The organism is Brevundimonas sp. 357 (assembly GCF_003938605.1).
In the GTDB taxonomy this organism is placed as follows: domain Bacteria; phylum Pseudomonadota; class Alphaproteobacteria; order Caulobacterales; family Caulobacteraceae; genus Brevundimonas.
Window position 1 is genome coordinate 51,189 of the sequence record NZ_RHWX01000002.1, and the last position, 23,269, is coordinate 74,457.

Genomic DNA, 23,269 nt, shown 5'->3' on the forward strand with positions numbered 1-23,269 from the left:
TACAGGCGAAGCCGCATATGTTCTCCAAAATCCTCATCGCCAACCGCGGCGAGATCGCTGTTCGCGTCATCAAGACCTGCCGTCGCATGGGCATCAAGACGGTGGTGGTTTACTCCGACGCTGACGCCGGTTCGCTGGCGTGCGAGATGGCGGATGAGACGGTTCACATCGGCCCGTCGCCCGCCGCCCAGTCCTATCTGATCCAGGACAAGATCGTGGACGCCGTGAAGCAGACGGGGGCGCAGGCCGTGCACCCCGGCTTCGGCTTCCTGTCGGAAAACGCCGGGTTTGCGCGGCGGCTGAAGGCCGAGGGCATCGCCTTCATCGGGCCGAACCCCGAGGCGATCGACGCCATGGGCGACAAGATCACCTCCAAGAAGTTCGCCGCCGAGGCGGGCGTCTCGACCGTGCCGGGCCACATGGGCCTGATCGAAACGCCGGACGAGGCGGTGAAGATCGCGCGCGAGATCGGCTATCCGGTCATGATCAAGGCTTCGGCCGGGGGCGGGGGCAAGGGCATCCGCGTCGCCCATTCGGACGACGACATGGCCGAGGGCTTCGCCGCCGTGAAGGCTGAGGCGCTGAACGCTTTCGGCGACGACCGCGTCTTCCTTGAGAAGTTCATCGTCGACCCGCGCCACATCGAGATCCAGGTGCTGGGCGACAAGCACGGCAACGTCATCCACCTGTTCGAGCGCGAATGCTCGATCCAGCGCCGCAACCAGAAGGTCATCGAGGAGGCGCCGTCGCCCCTGCTGGACGAGGCCACCCGCGCGGCCATGGGGGCGCAGGCCGTCGCCCTGGCCAAGGCGGTGAACTATGACTCGGCGGGCACGGTCGAGTTCGTCGCCGGTCAGGACAAGTCGTTCTTCTTCCTGGAGATGAACACCCGTCTGCAGGTCGAGCATCCGGTGACGGAACTGATCACCGGCGTCGATCTGGTCGAGCAGATGATCCGCTCGGCCTGGGGCGAGCAACTGGCGATCAAGCAGGACGACCTGTCGATCAATGGCTGGGCCATCGAGAGCCGCATCTACGCCGAAGACCCCTATCGCGGCTTCCTGCCGTCGATCGGCCGTCTGGTGCGCTATGAGCAGCCGGAAGAGGGCGATCAGGGGGACTACACCGTCCGCAACGATTCCGGCGTCCGCGAGGGCGACGAGATCAGCATGTTCTACGACCCCATGATCGCCAAACTGTGCGCCTGGGGCGAGACGCGCGACGACGCCGTGCGCGGCATGGCTCGCGCGCTGGAGGACACCCATCTGGCGGGACTGGGCCACAATGTGCCCTTCCTGGCGGCGGTCATGGATCAGGAACGCTTCCAGTCCGGAGAGCTGGCGACCAGCTACATCAAGGACGAGTTCCCCGACGGCTTCCACGGCCTGGCGCCGACGCCTGAGCAGGTGAAGATCCTGATCGCCTCGGCCGTGGCCATGAATGAGGTCATCGCCGAACAGGACGGCGACCCCAGCGAGCGCACCGACTGGACCGTCCTGGTCGACAAGACCGCCTATGAGGTCGAGGTCGGCTATGACGAGGCCGAAGACCTGATTGTCGCCATCGACGGCGAGGAAGTCTCCCTGTCCGAGATCGAATGGCGTCCGGGGCTGTCGCTGTTCAAGGCGGTGCTGGACGACGACGCCTTCACCGCCGAGGTGAAGCGCGCCGCCGATGGCTTTGACATCCGCCACCGTGCGGCGCGGGCGCGGGTGCGCGTGCTGCGTCCTGACGTGGCGCATCTCTACGCCCTGCTGCCCGAGAAGCAGGCGGCGGACACCTCCAAACTGGTGCTGTCGCCGATGCCGGGTCTGGTGGTCGACATCCCCGTGGTCGAGGGCCAGGAGGTCAAGTCCGGCGAGACCGTGGCCATCATCGAGGCCATGAAGATGCAGAACATCCTCAAGGCCGAGCGCGACGGCAAGGTGAAGGCGGTCAAGGCCATGGCCGGCGACCCGGTCGCCGCCGACGACGTTCTGGTGGAGTTCGAGTAAATGACTGAGTTCGCCGTCCCGACCCCGCTGGAGTGGCGCGAGGCCGCCGTCAAGGCGCTGAAGGAGCGTCCGCTGGAGAGCCTCATTCATTTGGATGCGGACCAACTGGCGACGAAGCCGCTGTATGGGACGGCGAATGGGGGCGAGCCTGTATTCGCGCCCCGGCCCTCGGATGCCGAAGGCCGGGCGTGGGACGTGCGGGCGCTGAACGAGGGCGAGGACGCGGAAGGCCTGAACCGCGCCGTCCTGACCGATCTGGAGAATGGGGCGGCCTCGGTCCTGATCGCCGGACCGGTCGCGGCGGACGCTGTGAAGCTGGCGCGTGCGCTGGATGGCGTGGCGCTGGAGCTGGCGCCGGTGGCGCTGGACGCCGGGTTTGAGGGCGTGAAGGCGGCGGAGGCCCTGTCGGCGGTCGCCAAGGGCTCGCCCCGCGCCAAGCTGGCCTTCCACCTCGATCCGATCTCGGCCTACGCCGAGGCGGGCGGGGCGCCGGGCGACTTTGCAGCCCTGATGAGCCAGACGGCCAGGGCGGCGGCGACCCGCGCCGCGACCTATCCCGAGGCGACGCTGTTCATGGCGTCGGGCCGTGTGGCGCATGAGGCGGGCGGCTCCATCGCGCAGGAACTGGCCTTCGCCGCATCGTCGGCCGTGGCCTATGTGAAGACGGCCGTTGAAGCGGGGCTGTCGGTTGAGGCGGCGCTGAAGGGCGTCGTGCTGGGCGTCGCCGTGGATCAGGCCTATTTCGACTCTCTGGCCAAGATCCGCGCGCTGCGCCTGATCTGGGCCAGCGTTTCCAGGGCGTTCGGCGCCGAGGTTCCGGCGATCATCGAGGCGCGCTCGTCGCGGCGGATGCTGTCGGCCCGCGACCCGTGGCCGAATATGCTGCGCCTGACCGCCGCCGGGTTCGCCGGGGCCGTGGGCGGGGCTGACGCGGTGGTGCTGGACGGCTTCACCCGCGCGGCGGGCCTGCCGGACGATTTCGCCAAACGTCAGGCGCGCAACACCCAGCTGATCCTGATGGAGGAATCCAACCTGGGCCGCGTCGACGATCCGGCCAGCGGCTCCTGGTATCTCGATGCCCGCACCCGCGAACTGGCTGAGGCGGCCTGGGCCGAGTTCCAGGTCTATGAGGCCGAAGGCGGCGTGATCGCCTGTCTGCAAGGCGGGGTGATCCAGCCCCGCATCGCCCGCGCCCGCGACATGGCTGAGAAAGCCTTCAAGGACGGCGCCGCCCAGATCGTCGGCGTCACCAAATTCGTCGACCCGGACGTGCGTCCTGCGCCGGTGACGCCCGCGCCTGCTGCGCCTGCCGCTGTCGGAACGTTCGAGGCCCTGGCGCCTGTCCGCTTCGCCGCCGCCTTCGAGGAGGCCGCCCAATGAGTTTTCCTGACTTCTCCAAGGTCGCTCTCGACCTCGACGCCACCGGCGCCGGGCCGGACCGCGCGGCGTGGACGACGCCCGAGGGGCTGACGGTCGAGACCGCCTATGGGCCGGCGGCGCTGGACGGGCTGGACTTCATCCACGGCCTGCCGGGCTTCGCCCCCTTCGTGCGCGGGCCCTATCCGACCATGTACGCGGGCGCGCCGTGGACGATCCGCCAGTATGCGGGCTTCTCGACCGCCGAGGAGTCCAACGCCTTCTATCGCCGCAACCTGGCCGCCGGTCAGAAGGGCCTGTCGGTCGCGTTCGATCTGGCCACTCACCGGGGCTATGACAGCGACCACCCGCGGGTGAAGGGCGACGTCGGCATGGCCGGCGTGGCCATCGACAGCATTCTGGACATGCGGACCCTGTTCGACGGCATTCCGCTGGACCAGATGTCGGTGTCCATGACGATGAACGGGGCGGTGCTGCCGATCCTGGCCCTCTATGTCGTGGCGGGCGAGGAGCAGGGCGTCGACCACGCCAAGCTGACCGGGACCATTCAGAACGACATTTTGAAGGAGTTCATGGTCCGCAACACCTACATCTATCCGCCCGCGCCCTCGATGCGGATCATCGCCGACATCTTCGAGTGGACGGCGAAGGAAACGCCTAAGTTCAACTCCATCTCCATCTCCGGCTATCACATGCAGGAGGCGGGGGCGTCGGCGGACATCGAGCTGGCCTACACCCTGTCGGACGGGATCGAATACCTGCGCGCGGGCAAGGCGGCGGGCATGGAGATCGACCGCTTCGCGCCGCGTCTGAGCTTCTTCTGGGCCATCGGCATGAACTACTTCATGGAGGTGGCCAAGATGCGCGCCGGCCGCCTGCTGTGGGCCGAAGCGGTCAAGCGTGAAGGCGGCGTCAATCCGAAGTCGCTGTCCTTGCGGACCCACTGCCAGACCTCGGGTTGGTCGCTGGCGGCGCAGGACGTGTTCAACAATGTGCCGCGCACCATGGTCGAGTGCATGGCGGCGGCGGGCGGCCAGACGCAGAGCCTGCACACCAATGCGCTGGACGAGGCGCTGGCCCTGCCGACCGACTTCTCGGCCCGGATCGCGCGCAACACCCAGATCCTGGCGCAGGCCGAGACGGGCCTGACGCGCGTCATCGACCCGTGGGGCGGCAGCTTCTACGTCGAGCGCCTGACGCAGGAACTGGCCACCAAGGCCCGCGCCCTGATGGAGGAGGTCGAGGCCTACGGCGGCATGGCCAAGGCCATCGAGGCGGGCATTCCCAAGCTGCGCATCGAAGAGTCCGCCGCCAAGACCCAGGCCCGCATCGACACCGGCCAGCAGACGGTCGTGGGCGTGAACAAATATCTGAACCCCGTGGTCGACGACATTCCGATGCTGAAGGTCGACAACGCCGAGGTGCGCGCCCGCCAGATCGAGAAGCTGCAACGCCTGAAGGCCGAGCGCGACGAGGCGGCGACGCAAGCCGCGCTCGACGCCCTGACCGAAGGCGCGCGCGGCAATGAGAACCTGATGGAGCTGGCGGTGCGGGCCGCCCGCGCCAAGGCCACCGTCGGCGAAATCTCCGACGCGCTGGAGGTCGCCTTCGGCCGCCACATCGCTACGGTGAAGACGGTCTCGGGCGTCTATGCGAAAGAGGCCGGGAACGATCCCAAGGTCGCCCGTGCTCGCGAAATGGTCGCCGCCTTCGTCGAGAACGACGGCGGCCCGCCGCGCATCCTGATCGCCAAGCTGGGGCAGGACGGCCACGACCGGGGTCAGAAGGTCGTCGCCACCGGATACGGCGACATCGGCTTCGACGTGACGGCCGGTTCCCTGTTCCAGACGCCTGCCGAGGCGGCCAAGGACGCGGTGGAGAAGAACGTCCATGCGGTCGGCGCCTCGTCGCTGGCGGCGGGGCACCTGACGCTGGTGCCCGAGCTGAAGGCCGAACTGGCCAAGCTGGGGCGCGAGGACATCATGATCGTGGTCGGCGGGGTCATTCCGCCGTCGGACGTGCAGCCCCTGCTGGATATGGGCGCGGCGGCCGTCTATCCGCCCGGCTCGGTGATCGCCGAGACGGCGGCGGACCTGATCGAGAAGCTGAACCAGCGCCTGGGCTATGCCCAGCCGACGCCTGTGGAGACGAAGAAGTGATCGGCAATCTGAACCACGTCGGCGTCGCCACGCCCTCCATCGCCGAGTCGATCAAGCTGTATCGCGACGTGCTGGGCGCGACGAAGATCGGCGAGCCGTTCGACCTGCCCGCGCAGGGGGTGAAGGTCTGCTTCATCGACACGCCGACGGCCCAGATCGAACTGATCGAGCCGTTCGACGAGACCAGCCCGATCACCGGCTTCCTGGCCAAGAACCCCAAGGGCGGACAGCACCACGTCTGTTTTGAAGTGGCGGATATTCACGCGGCCATCGCTGAAATGCGCGCCAAGGGCGTGACCATCCTGGGCACGGGCGAGCCTCGCATCGGGGCGCACGGGACGCCGGTGGTGTTCCTGCATCCCAAGGAGATGGGCGGGGTGCTGATCGAGCTGATGGAGACGCCGAAAGGCGATCACTAAAAGACAAAGGCCCGGTCTCGCGACCGGGCTTTTTTCATGATCATGGCTCTTCGTCATCCTCGGACTTGATCCGAGGATCGGGCCATCCGTCTGCGTGACGGCGGACAGGACGAGCGCGCCGGTCCCCTCGATCCTCGGATCAAGTCCGAGGATGACGGCGGAGGGGGCCGACTAGGCCGCCCTTCCTTCGTTAGCGGCGGTGGTGCGGCCGATCAGTACAGGATCTTCCGCAGGCTGATCCTGAACGTCCGGCCCAGCGGGTCGAGGTAGTCGGGCTGATAGGACAGCGGCGTCTCGCCCAGGCCGTCGCGGACCTTCAGGCGCTGGTCGAAGATGTTCTCGACGCCGACGCTGACGCGGGCGCCCTTCAGCCACGGGTAGCGCGACACCAGGCTCTCACGCGATGACAGGTCGGCGAACAGGTTCAGGTTCACCGTCGTCAGGTCCGAGAAGCTCAGGTCGTCGTCCGGCGACGAGCCGCCGTTGATCCGCGTGGACTCTTTCCAGTTGGCGTTCAGGAAGCCGCCCATGCCGCTCTTGAAGGCGCCCATCTGCAGCTGGACTTCATTGCGGGACTGGCCGCCGCGCGCGCCGATGGCGGCGCCGTCCAGCAGGTCGAGCACCGGCAGGCCGTCGCGGATCGTGATCTCATCCTGGATGCGATAGGTGTGATACAGCGAGACGTTGAACCGCCCCTGGCCCGGCATCATGCCGCCGCCACGGTTACGCCCGCCGCCGCCCTGCATTCGCATCCCGCCGCCAGGGGGCGGGCCGCCCGCGCTGTGACCTCCCGGAGGCGGGCCGCCCTCGACGCGCATGACAGTGGGCGCGCCGCCGCCCGGTCCGCGTTGGCCGCCGCCGCTGCGCGCGTTCATGCGCGCCATGGCCGCCGGATCCGGCTTGCCGAAGGCGGTCGAGAAGTTCAGACCCCAGCGGATTTCCTGCTGCTCGGCCTTCTGGAAGTTCAAGGGCCGGGCGTCGATCGACAGCAGATTGCCGTCCAGGTCGCGTGTGAAGCGCTCGGGCAGGGCGGCTTCCAGTTCGGGCGTGATGGTCGGGAAGGAGGCGATGGAGCCTTCCGTCTCGGTCCGGGTGTAGTTGGCCGTGAAGCGCAGATCCCTGTCCTTCAGCGGGGTCAGGTTGACGCCGAACTTCAGGACGCGCTTGGTCTCCTCGGACAGGTTGGGGTTGCCGCCCTCGATGCGGACGATGTTGACCGACTGGCCGGTGGCGAAGTCATAGACCGGCACGTTTGGGGTCGAGATCGTCGGGTCGTTCAACTGCGACATCGACGGGGCCTTCTGCTCGTCGGCCCAGCTGGCGGTGAAGTTGACCGGCTCCCACGGCGACCAGTTCAGCCCGACGGTATAGGCCGACAGGCCGCCGAAGTCGGACAGGTCTTCGTAGGCCAGGTTCAGGTTGGCCGACAGGTCGCCGAGCGCGCCCAGCACCTCGCGGTCGCGGCTGGCGATCGGCAGGTTGAAGTTGCCCGAGGCGCTGGTGCGGTCGCGCGACAGGGAGCGTTCGGAGAAGACGCTGGCCTGCTGTTCCTCGGAGAAGCGCAGGTTCTCCGAATCCAGCGACTGGCTGTCGAAGCCGACCTTGAAGGTCGAGGTCAGCGATCCGGCCGGGCCTTCCCAGGCCGTGCCGTTGATGACGCCCTCGACGCTGGTCTTGCTGGAGATGGAGCGCGCCGTGTCGAACGGATTGGTCGGCAGCTGGCCCAGGTCGCCGAACGGGTCGATGGTTCCCGCCGTCACGCCTGCCTGAAGGGCGTCGTCGTTGAGGCCGCGGCCGGTGCGGGTCTTGGTCTCGGTGCGGTCGTAGCCGCCGTTCACCGTCCAGCGCCAGTCGCCCAGATAGCCGTCGACCAGGAAACCCAGCTGGCCTGACATGGTGTCGGTCTGCCGCCCCAGCGCGCCGGGCGCATCGACATAGCGGTGCAGCAGCACGTCACTGGCGAAGGGCGAATAGGGGCTGGCCGAGGGCAGGGCCAGGCTGAGGCCCGGCAGGCCCAGGTAGGAGAAGCTGGAGGTGTCCTCCAGCTCGCCGCTGAGCGTCAGCGACATGGTCTGGTTCAGGTCGCGCACCAGGGAGCCGGAGATGGAGCTGTTCTCACGCTTGGGCGACAAGGTGCGATAGGCGGTCAGGTCGTCGGTGCGCGGTCCGACGCCGAAGTCGGACAGGGCGGCGCCGCCCGCCGCGCCCGCGCCGACCGAGGCGGTCGTCACGCCTTGGCCCAGCAGGGCCGACAGGGCGGGATCGATCTCGCCGCCGCCGGGCGCGGTGACATTGCCCATCAGGTCATAGGGAACGCCGTCGCGGGTGATGTTGCGCTCGGTCTCGAACAGGGGGGTGTCGCGTTCGTACTCCAGGTCCAGTGTCCAGCGCTGCTTGCCCGAGATGCGCAGGATGTTGCTTTCCAGGTCGGTCATGGTGCGGCCGCCCTGGTCGGGACGGCGGGCGCTGGCCTGCATGGTCACGGAGCGGAAGTCGGCCTTCAGTACGAAGTTCACGACCCGCTGGTCGGCGCTGTAGCCGTAGGACAGGGCGGTTTCCTCGGGCAGGATTTCGGTGCGCTCGATGGCCTCGGGCGGGATGCCGCGAATCTCGCGAAAACCGGAGATGCGCCGTCCGTTGACCAGGAAGACCGGCGAGCCGCCGCGCGAACTGCGCGTCACCGGCTCCAGCAGGGTCATCAGCTCTTCGATGCTGCTGGCGCCGTAAGCCTTGATCTGCTCCTCGTCGAGAGTCAGCTCGGGCTCATAGTCGCCCAGGGCCGCGCCGCGTCGGGCGGTGGTCACGGCCGCGAGCGTGCCCAGGTCATAGGCGCCGTCGTCCAGCTCCTCCTGCGGGACCGGGGTCGCGGTCTGGGCGGGGGTGGATTGAGGCGATGCAGCGGGCGCCGCCGTGTCGGCAGGGGACAGGGAGGCGAGGGCGAACAGCAAGGCGACTGGCGACATGTCGAGTCCTAAAGGCAACCACGAAAACAGGCATGCTCGCGACCGACGCCCTGTCTCGTCGATCGCATCGACTCGATTAAAGAACGATGTGCGCCGAAAGGGGGCGCGATCGCTCTCCTGGATTAAACTCCTGTAATGCGGGGCTTAGTCCTGTCCGAACCGACAAGACTCCAACGGACGAAGGGGCGGAATCCGTCGGACCCGCCCCTCCTTTTTTGCAGCGACGAAGAAGCCCTAGAAGCGGGCGCGCACGCCCACCGTCAGGTTGCGCCCGCGCAGGGGCGCCGTCTCGGCCAGGAAGGAGGCATGGTTGAACGCCGTCTCGTCCAGCAGATTGGTCCCGCGCAGGAAGATCTGCGAGCGCACCGGCCCCAGATCGACGTCATAGGCGACGGTGGCGTTGACCATGTCGTAGCCCGGCGTCTCATGCTCGAAGGCGGCGATGTCGGTCTGCTTGAAGGTGCGGCTGTATTCGACGTCGCCGGACCACGGCCCCTGGAAGGCGGCCAGGCGCACGCCCGCCCGCGCCGCCGGAATGCGCGGCAGGTTCCCGCCGTCGCCCTTCAGCTCGCCCTGGACGTAATCGCCGAACACCGTGCCCGACAGCCACGGGGTGAACTGTTGCGTCAGCTCGCCTTCGATGCCGGTGAAGGTCGCGTCGGCCTGGCTGTAGCGGATCAGGCGGAAGTCTTCGTACTGATCCAGCGTCCGGGCGAAGATGTAGTCGTCATAGATGTAGTGATAGGCGCTGACCGAGCCGGTCAGGGCGCCTTCGGTCTTGCGAAGGGTCAGCTCAATCGAATTGGCCGTCTCGACGTCCAGGTTGGCGTCGCCGATCTCATAGGTGTTGGTCGCCAGGTGAACGCCGTCGGCGTACAGTTCCTGGGCCGAAGGGGCGCGTTGCGAACGCGACAACGACACGGCGCCGGACCAGCCGGGGGTGAAGTGCCACACCGCCGCACCCGAGATGGAGAAGGGCTTGTGCTCGACATCGGGCAGGCCGATGGCTGAGGCCTCCTGCCATTCCTGACGCAGGGCGCCTTCCAGGTGCCACAGGCCGATCTCGTATTCCTCCATCACGAACAGGCCGGTGTTCTTGGTCGTGCTGGGGGCCAGGAAGCTTTCCTCGCCGACGGCGGCGAAGTCGCTCTTGCTCAGTTGCAGGCCGACCACGCCCTTGAAGCCGGCGATCTCGCGGTGCTGGGCCTCGATGCGACCGTCGTAGCCCTTGTTGGTGAAGGTGGTCGAGACGACGCCTTCCTCAAGCTCGCTGTGCTCGTAGTCGGTGTAGCCGGCGCGCAGGCGCACGTTCTCGATGCCCGGCAGCGGGTCGCGCAGTTCGCCGCGCAGATCGACACGGCGGCTCTTCAGGCGGACCTCGGGGGCGGCGTGGTCGTGATCGCCTTCATGCTCATGCCCGTGATCGTCGTCGCCGTGGCCATGATCGTCGTCGTGACCGTGGTCGTGGCCGCCGCCGCAGTGCAGGTGGTCGCCGTGCGGGTGGCAGCCCTCATATTCATGGCTGTGACCGGCCAGGCCATAGCGGCTGGTCTGTTCCGTATAGGCCGCGCCCAGATAGCCGCGCGACCCGATCCATGAGGCGCCCAGCGTCGCGGTCGAGGTCTCGTTGTAGGAACCGTCCAGGCGCGGCTCGTCCCAGCCGGGAACCTTGTAGTCGTCCGACTTTCGCGCGGCCGCCTCGACGCGGAAGGCGAAGTTGCCGGCGCCGACCGTCAGGCCGACCACGCCCGCTTCCTCGTCATCGACCGAGCCGCGACGGTATTCGGCCACGCCCTCGCCGCCGTTCGCCGGGATGCGGGTCGGGATCTTCTTGTCCAGCAGGTTGACCGCGCCGCCGATGGCGCCGCCGCCGTAGAGCAGGGCCGCCGGGCCGCGCAGTATCTCGACGCCTTCCAGCAGCAGGGGCTCGCCGCTGACCGCGTGGTCGGGCGAGACCTCGGAGGCGTCCATCAGGCCCGCGCCCTCGCTCAGCACCTTGACGCGGGGCGAGGTCTGGCCGCGCACCACCGGGCGGCTGGCGCCGCCGCCGAAGGTGTCGGAGTTGACGCCGGGAATGCTGTTCAGGGTGTCGCCCAGGGTCGACTGGCGCCGGTGGACCAGGTCGTCGCCGCTGAGAAGGGCGACGTGCGAGCCGACGTCGTCGCCTGCGCGGCCCAGGGGCAGGGCGCGCACCACGACCTCGTCCACCTCATAGGCCTCGGCGGCGCGGGGCGTGTGATCGTGCGGGTCGCCCTGGGACTGACGCTGCACGACGTCTTCGGCGAAAGCAGGCGCAGCGACGCCCAGGCTGGTCAGCGCCGCCGCCCCCGCGGCGGTCAGCAGGAAGGTCCGAAATCGCATGTCACGCATCCCCGTTACAATGATGGAAGGCTTGATATGTTATAGTATATCATTACGCAACCGTTCCCTGACGATTTCGTCCAAGCGGAGCCTTCACAAGCCTTCGACGTTGCAGCAGGGTCGCAGCAGCAAGGGGGCCGCCATGACCAGATCCGCCACGTTCCAGACCATCGCCGTGACCGCTGCGTTCGGGGTGCTGGCCGCCGGGTGTTCTAGGGAAAAGCCGGCTGAACCGACCTCGCCGATCGAGGCGCCGGCGGCTCAGAGCGCCGCCGCCGTCGGCTATGCCTGCGAAAGCGGCAAGACGATCGCCGTCGCCTATCCCGACGCTCAGACCGCCCGCGTGTCCTATGAAGGCAAGGATTACGTCCTGACCAACGTCGTCTCGGCCAGCGGCGCTCGATACGCGGGGCAGGGGCTGGAATGGCATACGGCCAGCCGGGGCGAGCTGGAGAGCGGCATGCTCAGCCGCGCTGGTCAGGGCGATCAGGCCGGCGGCGTCGTCATCGAGCGTTGCAGTCGTCCGGTCGCCGCCGTGGCCCCGCCGCCGTCGGGCGCGCCGTGCGCCGTTGAAAACCTCCGCCTGACGGTCGAGGGCGGCGACGCGGGCATGGGGCATCGCCTCACCACCCTGGCGTTGCGGAACGCCGGACCCAACGCCTGCACCGTGACCGGCTATCCCTCCGTCAGCCTGCTGGACGGCGAGGGCAAGCTGATGACCGGCGTTCGCGCGGTTCAGGCGCCGAGAAGCTATCTCGCCGAGGGCCGCGCGCCGGCGCCGGTGGAAATCCGCCCGCAACAGGCCGCCTGGTTCGACCTGGCCTGGACCGTCATTCCGCATGAAGACAAGGGCGAGACGACCTGCCCCTCGGCCAAGACGGTGCGCGTGACGGCGCCGGGCGCGGCGACGGCGATCGCCCTGCCGCTGGCCTTTACGCCTTGCGGCGGGCAGGTTGAGGTCAGTCCCCTGCGGCCTGTCGCCGAGGCCTCGTCTCAGCCGGCTTCGGCGTCCGCAAACTAGGGGTTCAAACCCGCCCGAATTCAGCGTAGCGGAGCACGCATGACCCAAGATACGAACCTGGCCTTCTACGACCGCGTCTCCGCCGAACTGGCTGACATCCACGCCCAGGGGCTGACCAAGCCTGAGCGCGTCATCGCCTCGCGTCAGGGGCCGGTGATCTCGGTCAACGGCCGCGACGTGCTGAACTTCTGCGCCAACAACTATCTGGGGCTGGCGGGCGACGAGCGCGTCACCCAGGCCGGGATCAAGGCGCAGCAAAAATGGGGGGCGGGGACGGCCTCGGTCCGCTTCATCTGCGGCACGCTGGAGATCCACAAGGAACTGGAGCGCGCGATCGCCGACTATCTCGGCTTTGAGGACGCTATCCTGTTCGCCGCCGCCTTCGACGCCAACGGCGGCATCTTCGAGCCGCTGTTCGGGGCCGAGGACGCCATCGTCTCGGACAGCCTGAACCACGCCTCCATCATCGACGGGGTGCGCCTGTCGAAGGCCCAGCGTTACCGTTTCGTCAACTCCGACATGGCCGATCTGGAGGCTAAGCTGAAGGAGGCGCGCGCCGCCGGCGCCCGCAACATCATCATCGCCACCGACGGCGCCTTCTCGATGGACGGCTACATCGGCAAGATCGACCAGATTCGCGCCCTGGCCGACCAGTATCAGGCCCTGATCATGGTCGACGACTGCCACGCGACCGGCTTCCTGGGCGACAAGGGCAAGGGCTCGTTTGCACACTGCGGGGTCGAGGTCGATTTCGTCACCGGCACCTTCGGCAAGGCGTTGGGCGGGGCCATGGGCGGCTTCATCTGCGCCCGGTCGAGCGTGGTGGAGCTGCTGAAGCAGCGGGCGCGCCCCTATCTGTTCTCCAACGCCCTGGCGCCCGCCGTCTGCGGCTCGTCGCTGGAGGCCATCCGCATCGCCGCCGGGGATGAGGGCGACAAGCTGCGCGCCCAGCTGTTCGCCAACGCGGCGCGGTTCCGTTCGGCCATGGCCGAGGCGGGCTTCGACCTGCTGCCGGGCGAGCATCCGATCATTCCGGTCATGCTGGGCGACGCCAAGCTGGCGCAGGACATGGCGGCGCGCCTGCTGGAGCTGGGCGTCTACGTCATCGGGTTCAGCTTCCCCGTGGTGCCGCGCGGCCAGGCCCGCATCCGCACCCAGATGTCGGCGGCCCACACCTTCGAGCAGATCGACGCCGCCGTCGCCGCCTTCACCCAGGCGGGCAAGGAACTGGGCGTCATCAAATAGGCGTTCGCCTGTATCGTCATGGCCGGGCGACCGGCCGTGCCGGAATTAAATAAGCGTTTGAGGAAACGACATGGCTGACATGATGAAGGCCCTGGCCAAGACCAAACCGGCCGAAGGGCTGGAGCTGATCGACGCCCCCATCCCCGTCGCGGGCGACGAGGACGTGCTGATCAAGGTGCACCGCACCGCCGTCTGCGGCACCGACATCCACATCTGGAACTGGGACGAGTGGTCCCAGAAGAACGTGCCCGTGCCGATGATCACCGGCCACGAGTTCGCCGGCGAGATCGTCGCCATCGGCAAGGACGTGGACCGTCGTCTGAAGGTCGGCCAGCGCGTCTCGGCCGAAGGGCACGTCATCGACCTGAACTCCGAAGCGGCCCGCGCCGGTCACTTCCACCTGGACCCCGACACCCGCGGCATCGGCGTGAACCGCCAGGGCGCCTTCGCCGAATACGTCGTGGCCCCGGCCTTCAACGTCATCGAGCTGCCGGACGACGTGCCCTATGAGATCGGCTCGATCCTGGACCCGTTCGGCAACGCCGTGCACACGGCCCAGCAGTTCGATCTGCTGGGCGAAGACGTGCTGGTCACGGGCGCCGGTCCCATCGGCATGATGGCCGCAGCCGTGGCGCGCCACGCGGGCGCTCGCACCGTGGTTCTGACCGATATCAATGACTTCCGCCTGGAACTTGCGCAGAAGGTTGCGCCGGGCGTGCGCACGGTGAACACCACCAAGGAAGACCTGCGCGATGTCATGCATGAGCTGGGCCTGAAGGTCGGCTTCGACGTGGCGCTGGAGATGTCGGGGTCGCCCGTCGCCTTCAAGCAGTGCGTCGACACCCTGATCATGGGCGGCGGCATGGCCCTGCTGGGCATTCCCAGCAAGCCGATGGAGACGGACTGGGGCGCGATCATCCTGAAGGCCCTGACCATCAAGGGCGTCTATGGCCGCGAGATGTTCACCACCTGGCGCAAGATGCTGGGCCTGCTGAAGGCCGGTCTGGACCTGACGCCGCTGATCACCCACCAGATGTCCTATCAGGACTTCGAGGCGGGCTTCGAGGCCATGAAGTCCGGCAAGTCGGGCAAGGTCGTCCTGAACTGGGCCGACTGAGCGGGCTTTAAATTCCGACTTCGCGAAGGCGGGCGCGCAGGCTGTTGATCCAGTCGTGCGCCTCGTCCCCGCCCCACAGGCGCCAGGCGATATAGCCCGCTGAGGGTTTAACCGGATCGGCCCAATAGCGGCCGTGCTTGTCCACCGCGTGACGGGCGAAATAGCTGTACATCGACTTGATGTCCCGATCGCTGAGCGGCGCGCGCGCCATCAGCTGTTCGGCGCGGCGCACCCCGACCTCGGTGCCGCCGCGTCCGTGCTGCTCGCGCAGGGCCAGGCCGTCCTCAGCCGTCTCGGCGATGGCGGCGGACGGAGTTCTGTCCTCGTCGGAGAGGATGGGGTGGTCGATCAGCATGGCGTATCCTGAAGCCGGGGCGTCGACCCCTCTTATACGACTTGACCTGATGACGTAGGCGGGAGACGAGCGGCCATGAATTATCGCCACAGCTTTCACGCCGGAAACTTCGCCGACCTGGTCAAGCACGCCCTGGTGCTGTGGCTGCTGAAGGAGCGTCAGGCCAGAGGGCCGGTGACGGTGCTGGACACCCACGCGGGTGCGGGGCTTTACGATCTGTCAGGCGACGGCGCGCGTTCTAAGGAAGCAGAAGCCGGGGTGGCGCGGCTGATGTCGTCCGCTGACCGTCCGCCGCTGATCGAAGCCCTGGCGGCCGAGGTCGCGGCCCTCAACCCGGACGGCGGCACGCGATTCTATCCCGGTTCGCCGATTCTGATCGCCCGCGCATTGAGATCTGGCGACGTCTATCGTGGTTTCGAGCTGAACCCGCCGGTCGAACTCATGCTGGCCGAAGCCCTGACCGGCTGGCCCAATGCGACAGGGCAGGGGGGCGACGGCTATGACGGCGCAGTCGCGGCGGCCAGAACTGAAACGGCTCCGTTGATCCTGATTGATCCGCCGTTCGAACGGCCCGATGACTACGTTCGTTCGGCCGAGACGGCCGCCGCCGTGGTCCGTCACGATCCGTCGGCCGTGGTGGCGATCTGGACGCCGCTGAAGGATATGGAGACGTTCGACGGCTTTATCCGGCGTCTGGAGCAGGCGAAGGCGGGGCGGATTCTGGTGGCGGAAGCGCGGTTGAGGCCTCTGAGCAACCCCATGAAGATGAACGGCTGCACCATGACGCTGGTCAATGCGCCTTCGGGCGCCGAGGCTGCCGCCGCCGAGATATGCGGGTGGGTCGCTGCGACATTGGGCGACGCGGGCGCTCGCGCGGAAGTCTGGCGCGCGGGCTAGGCGCGCGTCACCTCGCCGGGCTCATACAGGTGAGGTTCGAATGTGGCGATGGCCAGGATGGATCCCATGACCGCCACGACCTGAGGGTGTCGCGTCATGGCCTTCCAGTCCGTGGCGCTGGCCCAGACCGCATGATTGGCGGCCACCCGACCGTTCAAGCCGCGATGCAAGGTGGCCGAGATGAAGCCGGGCAGGGCGGCCTGCACGCGCGCCAGGGCGGTCAGGCGTTCGATCAACTGATCAAGGTGGCGCGGGTCGCACTTGAAGATGTTGATCAGCACGACCGGATCGTCGGTTGGGGCCATGACGGTTCGTCCCATTGCGTTCCTTTGGCTTCTACCCCAATCCAAGGGGCGACGCCTCCTCCCCATGTGTCTTCAGAAGTGAAAATCGAGCATGACCGTCATAGCCATTCTTGAGACCGGACGTCCGCCTGCGGATCTCGTCGCGGAACACGGCGACTATGTCGACCAGTTTCGCGCCCTGCTGGGCGAAGGCGTCGTCACGCGTCGCTTCGACGTCCAGGCGGGCGAGTTGCCGGATGATCCGACGGCCTTCGCCGGGGCCATCGTCACGGGCTCTGCGGCGGGCGTCTATGAAGACCTGCCTTGGATCGAGCCTTTGGCCGAGTGGTTGCGCGACGCGCGCGGCAAGACGCGATTGGTCGGCATCTGCTTCGGCCATCAGATACTGGCTCAGGCCTTCGGCGGGCGCGTCGAACAATCGGATCGCGGCTGGGGCGTAGGCCTGCACGCTTATGAAGTGACCGGCGACGAGGTCTGGATGCAACCGCCCGCCGTCGCCCTGTCCATTCCCGCCTCGCATCAGGATCAGGTAGTCGCTCTGGCCGATGACGCGCGCGTGATCGCGGCAAGCCCTTTTACGCCTCATGCGGGTCTGGCCTGGGGTGACGACGCCATCAGCTTCCAGTGCCATCCGGAGTTCGAGCCCGACTTCGCGGCGGCTTTGACTGAGGGGCGGCGCGGTCGCATCGCTGAACATGTCGTCGATGAGGCGCAGGCCAGCCTGCAACAGCCCAATGATCGGGCGATCCTCAGCGCCTGGATCCGAAACTATCTGGGCGTGTCGGGTACGGAAGAAAAAAATAAGGCGTGACTGCGGCGCGGCGATAAGCCTTGCTCAATCTCTCGTCCTCACTGTCGCGCTGATGTCGGGCGGGAGTAGGGATTTGGTGCGCCGTGGTCTGTTGAGCGGCTTCGCGCTGGTGATCGCCGCGGCGGCGTCGGTCGCCATCGCCCAAGCGCCGGCGTCTCAGGAAACGGCGCCTCCTGCGGCTGCGGTCGAACTGGCCCAGGCCGTCGAGATCCGCGCGATGCGCACGGATTTCAACACGCTGGAAGACTTTGGCCGCCAGGCCTTGTCCCGCCACGATCGCGAGGGGCTGAACCGCCTCTACCACGTCGCCTGGACCTTCCTGAATCAGGGCGATTTCGACCGGGCGGCCCTGTGGAACAGCCGTCTCGAAGCACGGGCGCGTGAGGAGCAAGATCCGCGCTACCTGGCGATCGCCCGCCTGAACGCCCTCACCATCCGGTACGACCGGGGGGATCTGTCGGTTACTGACGATATGGGGCGCACTGCGGAAACGGCGAAGGATTGGTTCGTCAGAGCGCACGCCGCCCGTCTGTACGCGCTGGCCTTGATGGATCAGGACCGCGTGGGAGAGGGGCTTCGACTGCTCACCGCCGTCGAGGCCGACATTCCCGTAGATGATCCCTTCGCCGACACCGCCCGCGCAGGCGTGTGGGAGATGACCGGCATGGGGCTGATGAAGCTCAATGACGTGGCGGGGGCCGCCGCCGCTTTTCGCCGGTTCGAAATCGACTACTCAAATCCGGCCTATCCGCGGCCGGACTTCGACAGCCTCTACAATCTGACGCGCATGTCGGTACAGGTCGGCGACCTAGTCCGGGCCCAGTATTACTATGCCGCGCATCATCGTCTGGCTGAGCGGTCCGGAATCCCGACCATCCTCGCCTATGACGCCGCACTGTGCGCCTTCGTGGCTGACCTGCGCCAGTCGCCGCAGAGCGTGCTGCACTGTCTGGAGCCGCATGAGGCCGTCATTGACCAAAAGGCTTTCCTGGCGCTGGACATCCTGCCGATCCGAGGCATGGCGCGTGCTCAACTGGGCGACCTGAGAGGCGCGCGGCAGGATCTGGAGCGTTTGCGCGAGTTGGCGCTAGACGGCGCTGCCGATCCACGCGAGCGTTTGGTCGAGGCTGAATTGCTGCAGGCCTCCGGTCGGTCGGCTGAAGCCTACGCCGTCCTTCGTGAGTACGAGCGTCAGCGCGGCATGCAGGTGGCCCAGCGTTTCAGCGCGGGCATACATCAGCTGACCGGCGACATGCAGGAACAGCTGGCCGAGCGCCGTCGCCAGTTGCAGACCGCCAGCGCCAACACTCAGCTTCAACGCGCTGTGATCCGTGGTCAGAACTGGATCATGGGCATCGGCCTTCTGTTCGTTCTATCGGCCCTGTTCGTGGTGATCTGGCAGCGACGCCAGTCCCGACGCCTGCGGGCCGCTCAATTGCGGGCCGAAGAAGCCAATCAGGCCAAGAGCGAGTTCTTGGCCAATATGAGCCATGAAATTCGCACGCCGTTGAATGGAGTCGTGGCCATGGCCGACGTTCTTTCGCGCCGTGACCTGGCGCCGAAGGATCGGGAACTGGTGGACATCATCCGCTCATCCGGCGTCACGCTGGAACGGCTGCTGTCCGATATTCTGGACACGGTGCGGATCGAGACCGGAGAGGTTCGTCTGGATGCGGCGCCGTTCCAACTGGGTCGAATGCTGCGCGAGATCGTGGCCTTGTGGACGCCCATGGCGATGCAGAAGGATGTCGAGCTTTCGCTGGACCTGCACCCAGCTCTGGACGCCGTCTTCATCGGCGACGTGGTGCGTCTGCGCCAGGTGCTGACGAATCTGGTGAGCAACGCTGTTAAATTCACCGAGGCGGGACGCGTGCGGATTGAGGTGACGCGCACTGCGGACGGCCGGGCGTCATTCGCCGTATGCGACAGCGGCATTGGCTTTGACGAGGACTTCAAGCAGCGCATGTTCCACCGCTTTCAACAGGCGGACGGTTCCATCACGCGTCGTTTCGGCGGCAGCGGCCTGGGGCTGGCGATTTCGGCAGACCTGGTTCGGTTGATGGGCGGGCGGCTCGATTGCGAATCTCCTTCGGATGAAGGCGCGCGGTTCTGGTTTGAACTGTCTTTGCCCCCTGCGCCTGAAGAAGAGGCTGAACCCGCCGTCACCTCTTCGCAGTCTGCGGCGGCTCCCGAACGTCTGCGTATCCTTCTGGCCGATGATCATCCGGCCAACCGCCTGGTTGTTCAGGTCATGCTGGAAGCCATGCCGGTTGATCTTGTCAGTGTCGAGAACGGCGTTGAAGCGCTGGAAGCCTTCAAGCAGGGCGGGTTCGATCTGGTGCTGATGGACATGCAGATGCCGGTGATGGACGGCCTGACGGCCACCTCCGGCATTCGCGAGCATGAGCGCCTCACGGGCGCGGCGCGTACGCCGGTTCTGATGCTCACCGCCAACGCCATGAGCGAGCATGTCGAGGCGGGGCGGGCGGCGGGATCGGACGGGCACTTGACCAAGCCCCTGACAGTCGCCGCCCTGACCCAAGCGATCCAGGCGGCGGTGATTGTCGAGACGGATCAGGTTTCAGCCTGAGCGGCGTGCGTGGTCAGGGCCACTTCGCCACGGGCGGCATGGAGCTGAGGATCGACTCGACGTTGCCGCCGGTCTTCAGCCCGAACATGGTGCCGCGGTCGTAGAGCAGGTTGAACTCGACGTAGCGGCCGCGACGGATCAACTGCTCCTCGCGCTCGTCGTCGGTCCAGGGCTCGTGCATCCTGCGGGCGACGATGTCCGAGTAGATCTTCAGGAAGGCCTCGCCGACCGCCTGGGTGAAGGCGAAGTCCCGCTCCCAGTCGCCGCTGTCGTGGTGGTCGTAGAAGATGCCGCCGGTGCCGCGCGGTTCATTGCGGTGGGGCAGGAAGAAATACTCGTCGCACCATTGCTTGTATTTGGCGTGCCAGGTCGGGTCGAAGGCGTCGCAGGCGCCCTTCATGGCGGCGTGGAAGTCGACGGTGTCGGGGTGGTCGTCGCGGCGGTCCGCAACCAGCACGGGCGTCAGGTCGCCGCCGCCGCCGAACCAGGTCTTGGTCGTAGAGATCAGGCGGGTGTTCATGTGGACGGCAGGCACGCGCGGGCTGACCGGATGGCAGATCAGGCTGATGCCGGTGGCGTAGAAGCGCGGGTCTTCCTCGGCGCCCGGCACGTTCTTGGCGTAGTCGGCGGGGAAGGTTCCGTGGACGGTCGAGCAGTGGACGCCGACCTTTTCGAACAGGCGGCCGTGCATCATGCCCATGACGCCGCCGCCGCCTTCCTTGCGGTCCCAGGGCGTGCGGACGAAGCGGCCGGGTTCGCCGGCGAACAGTTCGGCGGGGGCGGCGTCTTCCAGCGCCTCGAAACCGGCGTGGATCTTGTCGCGCAGGGTCTCGAACCAGACGCGGGCGCGCTCGCGGCGCTCAATCATCAGGGCGGGGTCAGCTTGGATCATGAGGGCTTCAACCATGACGCGGCCTTTCTGAACAGTCCGGCGGGGTGCGCGGATGCGAGCCTGATGCCGCAGCACGGGCGAGGGGGCCTTGATCCAGATCACAAGGCGCGACGCAAACGATGCCTACGGACGGTTCCCTCGACGGCGCGCATGTGCCAGCGTGCGGCGCCCGTAAAGCGGCGCCGTGGGGCGACCGGGCGGGTCTGTAGCTCAGAGGGGAAATCATGATCCGCATCGCCTTGCGCGCCAGCCTGCTGGCCGCCGCCTCCGTCGCCGTTCTGGCCGGACCGGTTCTGGCTCAAACGTCTCAGCCTCAAGAGGCGCGCGTGATGCAGATTCTGAAGCGCACGCCCCTGATCGACGGGCACAACGATTTGCCGTGGGCGCTGCGTCAGGGCTTCGGGAATGATCCGCACGGCGTTGATCTGAATGCGAATCTGTCGACGTCGACGCGCCTGCATACGGATATTCCGCGTCTGCGCGCCGGGGGCGTGGGCGGTCAGTTCTGGTCGGTCTATGTCCCCGCCAGCATGGCGCCGGTCGACGCCGCCAAGGCCACCTTCGAGCAGATCGACACGGTCAAGCGCATCGTCGCCGCCCACCCCGAGACCTTCGAGATCGCCACGACGGCCGACGACCTGGTTCGCATCCATCGCGCGGGCAAGATCGCCAGCCTGATCGGCATGGAGGGCGGCTATTCGATCGACGACTCCCTGGGCCTGCTGCGCGAGTTCTACGATTCGGGCGCGCGCTACATGACGCTGACCCATTCCAAGAGCACGACCTGGGCCGACAGCGGCACCGACGCGCCCAAGTGGAACGGGCTGAACGCCTTCGGCGAAGACGTGGTCCGCGAGATGAACCGTCTGGGCATGATGGTCGACCTGAGCCACGTGTCCGAGGACACCATGGTCGACGCCATCCGCGTGTCCGAGGCGCCGGTGATCTTCTCCCACTCCTCGGCGCGGGCGGTGACGGCCCATCCGCGCAATGTGCCCGACGCGGTGCTGCGCCAGATGGCGGGCAACGGCGGCATCGTCATGGTGACTTTCGTGCCGGGCTTCGTCAGCGAGGCCGTGCGGGCCTCGGGCGCGGCGCGCGGCGCGGAGATGACGCGGCTGACGGCCCTCAACCCCGGCGATCCCGCTGCGGTCAAGGCGGGCATGGACGCCTGGAACGCCGCCAATCCGGCGCCCAAGGCGACGATGGACGACGTCATCGCCCACATCCAGCACGTCCGCGACGTGGCGGGCATCGACCACGTGGGCCTGGGCGGCGACTATGACGGCGTGGACAGCCTGCCGGTCGGCCTGGAGGGCGTGGACGGCTATCCGCGCCTGCTGGCCGAACTGATGCGCCGCGGTTGGAGCGAGGCCGACATCCGCAAGATCTCGGGCGAGAACCTGCTGCGCGTCATGCGCGCGGTCGAGCGTGTGGCGGCGTCCAAGAGCGCCGAGCGGCCGAGCCTGGCCAAACTGCCGAACGACGGCGCGCCGGAGTAAGGCTCAGGCTAAGACAAGACGATCAGGCCGGCTCGTCGGCAGGCGTTCTACGCCGGACGAGCCGGTCGATTTCGAAGGTCAGCTCTTCAGGGGCATGCCCAGAGCGAATTTCCAGGAACTCGATACCGGCACGTCGGAGAGCTTCTCGTTTCACGGCGTCGCGGGCGGCGGCGGTGCCTTGATAGTGGCCTGAGCCCTGGTATTCGACCGCGGCGATCGGCAGACCGTCCCTGGCGATGATCAGCATGTCGACCCGCTTGCTGTTCACCGCCTGGAAAGCGCCCGTATCAGCGGAGCCTAGAACTTCGCCGAGCGAGACCTGGGCCATGACGCGCCAACCGAGTGCGTGCTTGGCCAGGCCGCGCTCCAAGGCATAGAAAATGCGTGCTTCTTCGCGCGACATCAGCCGCTTGGCGTGAAACTCAGCCTTCATCACCGTCGCCAACTGATCCGTGGCGGGGTTTCGAGACGCGGAAACGATCTTGATCGCAGGTGTCGATGGTTTGGCGCGGCGACGCCCATGGCGTTTCATCGCCTGCGCGGCGCTCCACCCGATCAGAAAACCTGCGAGAAGGGCGAACGCCAACAATAAAGGCAGTTGGTCCGGCGTGGTAAGCTTAAGCCACAGGGATTGCATCATGGTCTCCGCTATTGCGGATCGACGTTATGCGTGTGTGGGTTGGCGTGAACTGAACGGCTTTAGTTAATCGCTTATCGCGTCGGCAGGTCGTTCATCTGCCGCAACGCCTCATGCAGGCCGATTCCGGCGCTGACGGAGAGGTTCAGCGACCGGGTTTCCGGTCGTATCGGAATGTAGATTCGCGCATCCGCCGCCGCATGGACGTAGTCGGGCGAGCCTGCGCTCTCCTTGCCGAACAACAGAACGTCATCGGGCCGGAAAACGAAATCCGTCAGGGGCTCGGCCGCGCGCGTGGTGAACAGCACCAACCGGCCCGGCGCGCGGTCGCGCTGGAAGGCCTCCCAGTCCGCATGGCGCGTCATATGGGACAAAGGCCCGTAATCCAGGGCCGCCCGCTTCATCGCGCGATCGTCGAATTTGAAGCTCGTAGGCTCGATGACGTGCAATTCCACGCCGAAACAGGCGCTCAGTCGGATGCAGGCGCCGACATTATGGGGGATGTCAGGTTGAAAAAGGGCGAGACGCATTCTAAGGCCCTCATACGCGCGGGGCGGGGCCTTGTCGCGGCTTTTGTTGCGACTGTTTCGCAAATCGCTTCCGCGACTTGTCTGGAACCGTTGA

Annotated in this window: 18 protein-coding genes; 11 read left to right on the forward strand and 7 right to left on the reverse strand. The window is 67.0% G+C overall.

Going from position 1 to position 23,269, the window contains the following annotated elements:
• The first annotated feature begins 17 nt into the window (after positions 1 to 17).
• From EGK63_RS01980 to mce, 4 genes are read left to right on the forward strand one after another with little or no spacing between them, the layout of a single operon-like run.
• Positions 18 to 1,994 carry an acetyl/propionyl/methylcrotonyl-CoA carboxylase subunit alpha gene (locus EGK63_RS01980; protein ID WP_125899674.1) on the forward strand — a complete coding sequence of 659 codons (1,977 nt, stop codon included), beginning with the start codon at positions 18 to 20 and terminating at the stop codon, positions 1,992 to 1,994.
• On the forward strand, positions 1,995 to 3,374 hold the full coding sequence (locus tag EGK63_RS01985) for a methylmalonyl-CoA mutase family protein (RefSeq protein WP_125899675.1): 1,380 nt from the start codon (positions 1,995 to 1,997) through the stop codon (positions 3,372 to 3,374). It begins immediately after the preceding gene.
• Positions 3,371 to 5,530, forward strand: a complete 2,160-nt coding sequence (gene scpA, locus EGK63_RS01990) for a methylmalonyl-CoA mutase (RefSeq protein WP_125899676.1) — start codon at positions 3,371 to 3,373, stop codon at positions 5,528 to 5,530. Before EGK63_RS01985 ends, scpA begins: the two co-directional genes overlap by 4 nt.
• Entirely contained in the window at positions 5,527 to 5,949 is a 423-nt protein-coding gene (mce, locus tag EGK63_RS01995) for a methylmalonyl-CoA epimerase (protein WP_119411722.1), read from the forward strand. The genes scpA and mce overlap by 4 nt, the downstream gene beginning before the upstream one ends.
• A gap of 212 nt (positions 5,950 to 6,161) precedes the next feature.
• On the opposite strand, the gene EGK63_RS02000 is transcribed toward mce, so the two are convergent.
• Positions 6,162 to 8,912 carry a TonB-dependent receptor gene (locus EGK63_RS02000; RefSeq protein ID WP_125899677.1) on the reverse strand — a complete coding sequence of 917 codons (2,751 nt, stop codon included), beginning with the start codon at positions 8,910 to 8,912 and terminating at the stop codon, positions 6,162 to 6,164.
• Between the two features lie 234 nt (positions 8,913 to 9,146).
• Entirely contained in the window at positions 9,147 to 11,273 is a 2,127-nt protein-coding gene (locus EGK63_RS02005; RefSeq protein ID WP_243637531.1) for a TonB-dependent receptor domain-containing protein, read from the reverse strand.
• Between the two features lie 142 nt (positions 11,274 to 11,415).
• On the opposite strand from EGK63_RS02005, the gene EGK63_RS02010 reads away from it, so the two are divergent.
• The 3 genes from EGK63_RS02010 (at position 11,416) to tdh (ending at position 14,656) form a co-directional block, all read left to right on the forward strand.
• A complete protein-coding gene (locus EGK63_RS02010) occupies positions 11,416 to 12,294 on the forward strand; it encodes a DUF4232 domain-containing protein (RefSeq protein ID WP_125899679.1) in 879 nt (292 codons plus the stop codon).
• A gap of 39 nt (positions 12,295 to 12,333) precedes the next feature.
• Entirely contained in the window at positions 12,334 to 13,539 is a 1,206-nt protein-coding gene (locus EGK63_RS02015; protein WP_125899680.1) for a glycine C-acetyltransferase, read from the forward strand.
• 82 nt (positions 13,540 to 13,621) lie between these two features.
• A complete protein-coding gene (tdh, locus tag EGK63_RS02020) occupies positions 13,622 to 14,656 on the forward strand; it encodes an L-threonine 3-dehydrogenase (RefSeq protein WP_200165808.1) in 1,035 nt (344 codons plus the stop codon).
• 7 nt (positions 14,657 to 14,663) lie between these two features.
• Here tdh and EGK63_RS02025 read toward each other — a convergent pair whose 3' ends face one another.
• Entirely contained in the window at positions 14,664 to 15,011 is a 348-nt protein-coding gene (locus EGK63_RS02025) for a hypothetical protein (protein WP_125899682.1), read from the reverse strand.
• Between the two features lie 75 nt (positions 15,012 to 15,086).
• Between EGK63_RS02025 and rlmJ the strand changes: the two genes are divergently transcribed.
• Positions 15,087 to 15,908: a 23S rRNA (adenine(2030)-N(6))-methyltransferase RlmJ gene (gene rlmJ, locus EGK63_RS02030; RefSeq protein ID WP_125899683.1), complete on the forward strand. Its 822-nt coding sequence runs from the start codon at positions 15,087 to 15,089 to the stop codon at positions 15,906 to 15,908.
• On the opposite strand, the gene EGK63_RS02035 is transcribed toward rlmJ, so the two are convergent.
• Positions 15,905 to 16,213 (reverse strand): antibiotic biosynthesis monooxygenase, encoded by a 309-nt coding sequence (locus tag EGK63_RS02035; RefSeq protein ID WP_125899684.1) that lies wholly within the window; start codon positions 16,211 to 16,213, stop codon positions 15,905 to 15,907. The two genes, rlmJ and EGK63_RS02035, sit on opposite strands and share 4 nt — an antisense overlap.
• 91 nt (positions 16,214 to 16,304) lie before the next feature.
• Here EGK63_RS02035 and EGK63_RS02040 point away from each other — a divergent pair, with 91 nt between their 5' ends.
• The gene (locus tag EGK63_RS02040; RefSeq protein WP_125899685.1) at positions 16,305 to 17,024 is read left to right on the forward strand and encodes a type 1 glutamine amidotransferase; all 720 of its coding nucleotides are present in this window, start codon (positions 16,305 to 16,307) and stop codon (positions 17,022 to 17,024) included.
• A 76-nt stretch (positions 17,025 to 17,100) separates the two neighbouring features.
• Complete coding sequence (locus EGK63_RS02045) at positions 17,101 to 19,614, forward strand: ATP-binding protein (protein WP_243637532.1); 2,514 nt, start codon at positions 17,101 to 17,103, stop codon at positions 19,612 to 19,614.
• Between the two features lie 13 nt (positions 19,615 to 19,627).
• Here EGK63_RS02045 and hemF read toward each other — a convergent pair whose 3' ends face one another.
• The gene (hemF, locus tag EGK63_RS02050; RefSeq protein WP_125899907.1) at positions 19,628 to 20,482 is read right to left on the reverse strand and encodes an oxygen-dependent coproporphyrinogen oxidase; all 855 of its coding nucleotides are present in this window, start codon (positions 20,480 to 20,482) and stop codon (positions 19,628 to 19,630) included.
• 248 nt (positions 20,483 to 20,730) lie between these two features.
• Between hemF and EGK63_RS02055 the strand changes: the two genes are divergently transcribed.
• Complete coding sequence (locus tag EGK63_RS02055) at positions 20,731 to 22,008, forward strand: dipeptidase (protein WP_125899687.1); 1,278 nt, start codon at positions 20,731 to 20,733, stop codon at positions 22,006 to 22,008.
• 22 nt (positions 22,009 to 22,030) lie between these two features.
• Here the strand turns inward: EGK63_RS02055 and EGK63_RS02060 are convergent, their stop codons facing one another.
• A complete protein-coding gene (locus EGK63_RS02060; protein ID WP_125899688.1) occupies positions 22,031 to 22,648 on the reverse strand; it encodes a DUF2726 domain-containing protein in 618 nt (205 codons plus the stop codon).
• A gap of 71 nt (positions 22,649 to 22,719) precedes the next feature.
• Positions 22,720 to 23,175 (reverse strand): tRNA (cytidine(34)-2'-O)-methyltransferase, encoded by a 456-nt coding sequence (locus tag EGK63_RS02065; RefSeq protein ID WP_125899689.1) that lies wholly within the window; start codon positions 23,173 to 23,175, stop codon positions 22,720 to 22,722.
• Positions 23,176 to 23,269: the final 94 nt, after the last annotated feature.

Excerpts from the sequence above, each read along its gene's own strand:
- EGK63_RS01980 (WP_125899674.1), top strand. The coding sequence starts at position 18 with ATGTTCTCCAAAATCCTCATCGCCAACCGCGGCGAGATCGCTGTTCGC.
- EGK63_RS01985 (WP_125899675.1), top strand. The coding sequence starts at position 1,995 with ATGACTGAGTTCGCCGTCCCGACCCCGCTGGAGTGGCGCGAGGCCGCC.
- scpA (WP_125899676.1), top strand. The coding sequence starts at position 3,371 with ATGAGTTTTCCTGACTTCTCCAAGGTCGCTCTCGACCTCGACGCCACC.
- EGK63_RS02000 (WP_125899677.1), bottom strand. The coding sequence starts at position 8,912 with ATGTCGCCAGTCGCCTTGCTGTTCGCCCTCGCCTCCCTGTCCCCTGCC.
- EGK63_RS02005 (WP_243637531.1), bottom strand. The coding sequence starts at position 11,273 with ATGCGATTTCGGACCTTCCTGCTGACCGCCGCGGGGGCGGCGGCGCTG.
- EGK63_RS02010 (WP_125899679.1), top strand. The coding sequence starts at position 11,416 with ATGACCAGATCCGCCACGTTCCAGACCATCGCCGTGACCGCTGCGTTC.
- EGK63_RS02015 (WP_125899680.1), top strand. The coding sequence starts at position 12,334 with ATGACCCAAGATACGAACCTGGCCTTCTACGACCGCGTCTCCGCCGAA.
- tdh (WP_200165808.1), top strand. The coding sequence starts at position 13,622 with ATGAAGGCCCTGGCCAAGACCAAACCGGCCGAAGGGCTGGAGCTGATC.
- EGK63_RS02025 (WP_125899682.1), bottom strand. The coding sequence starts at position 15,011 with ATGCTGATCGACCACCCCATCCTCTCCGACGAGGACAGAACTCCGTCC.
- rlmJ (WP_125899683.1), top strand. The coding sequence starts at position 15,087 with ATGAATTATCGCCACAGCTTTCACGCCGGAAACTTCGCCGACCTGGTC.
- EGK63_RS02035 (WP_125899684.1), bottom strand. The coding sequence starts at position 16,213 with ATGGCCCCAACCGACGATCCGGTCGTGCTGATCAACATCTTCAAGTGC.
- EGK63_RS02040 (WP_125899685.1), top strand. The coding sequence starts at position 16,305 with ATGACCGTCATAGCCATTCTTGAGACCGGACGTCCGCCTGCGGATCTC.
- hemF (WP_125899907.1), bottom strand. The coding sequence starts at position 20,482 with ATGATTGAGCGCCGCGAGCGCGCCCGCGTCTGGTTCGAGACCCTGCGC.
- EGK63_RS02055 (WP_125899687.1), top strand. The coding sequence starts at position 20,731 with ATGATCCGCATCGCCTTGCGCGCCAGCCTGCTGGCCGCCGCCTCCGTC.
- EGK63_RS02060 (WP_125899688.1), bottom strand. The coding sequence starts at position 22,648 with ATGATGCAATCCCTGTGGCTTAAGCTTACCACGCCGGACCAACTGCCT.
- EGK63_RS02065 (WP_125899689.1), bottom strand. The coding sequence starts at position 23,175 with ATGCGTCTCGCCCTTTTTCAACCTGACATCCCCCATAATGTCGGCGCC.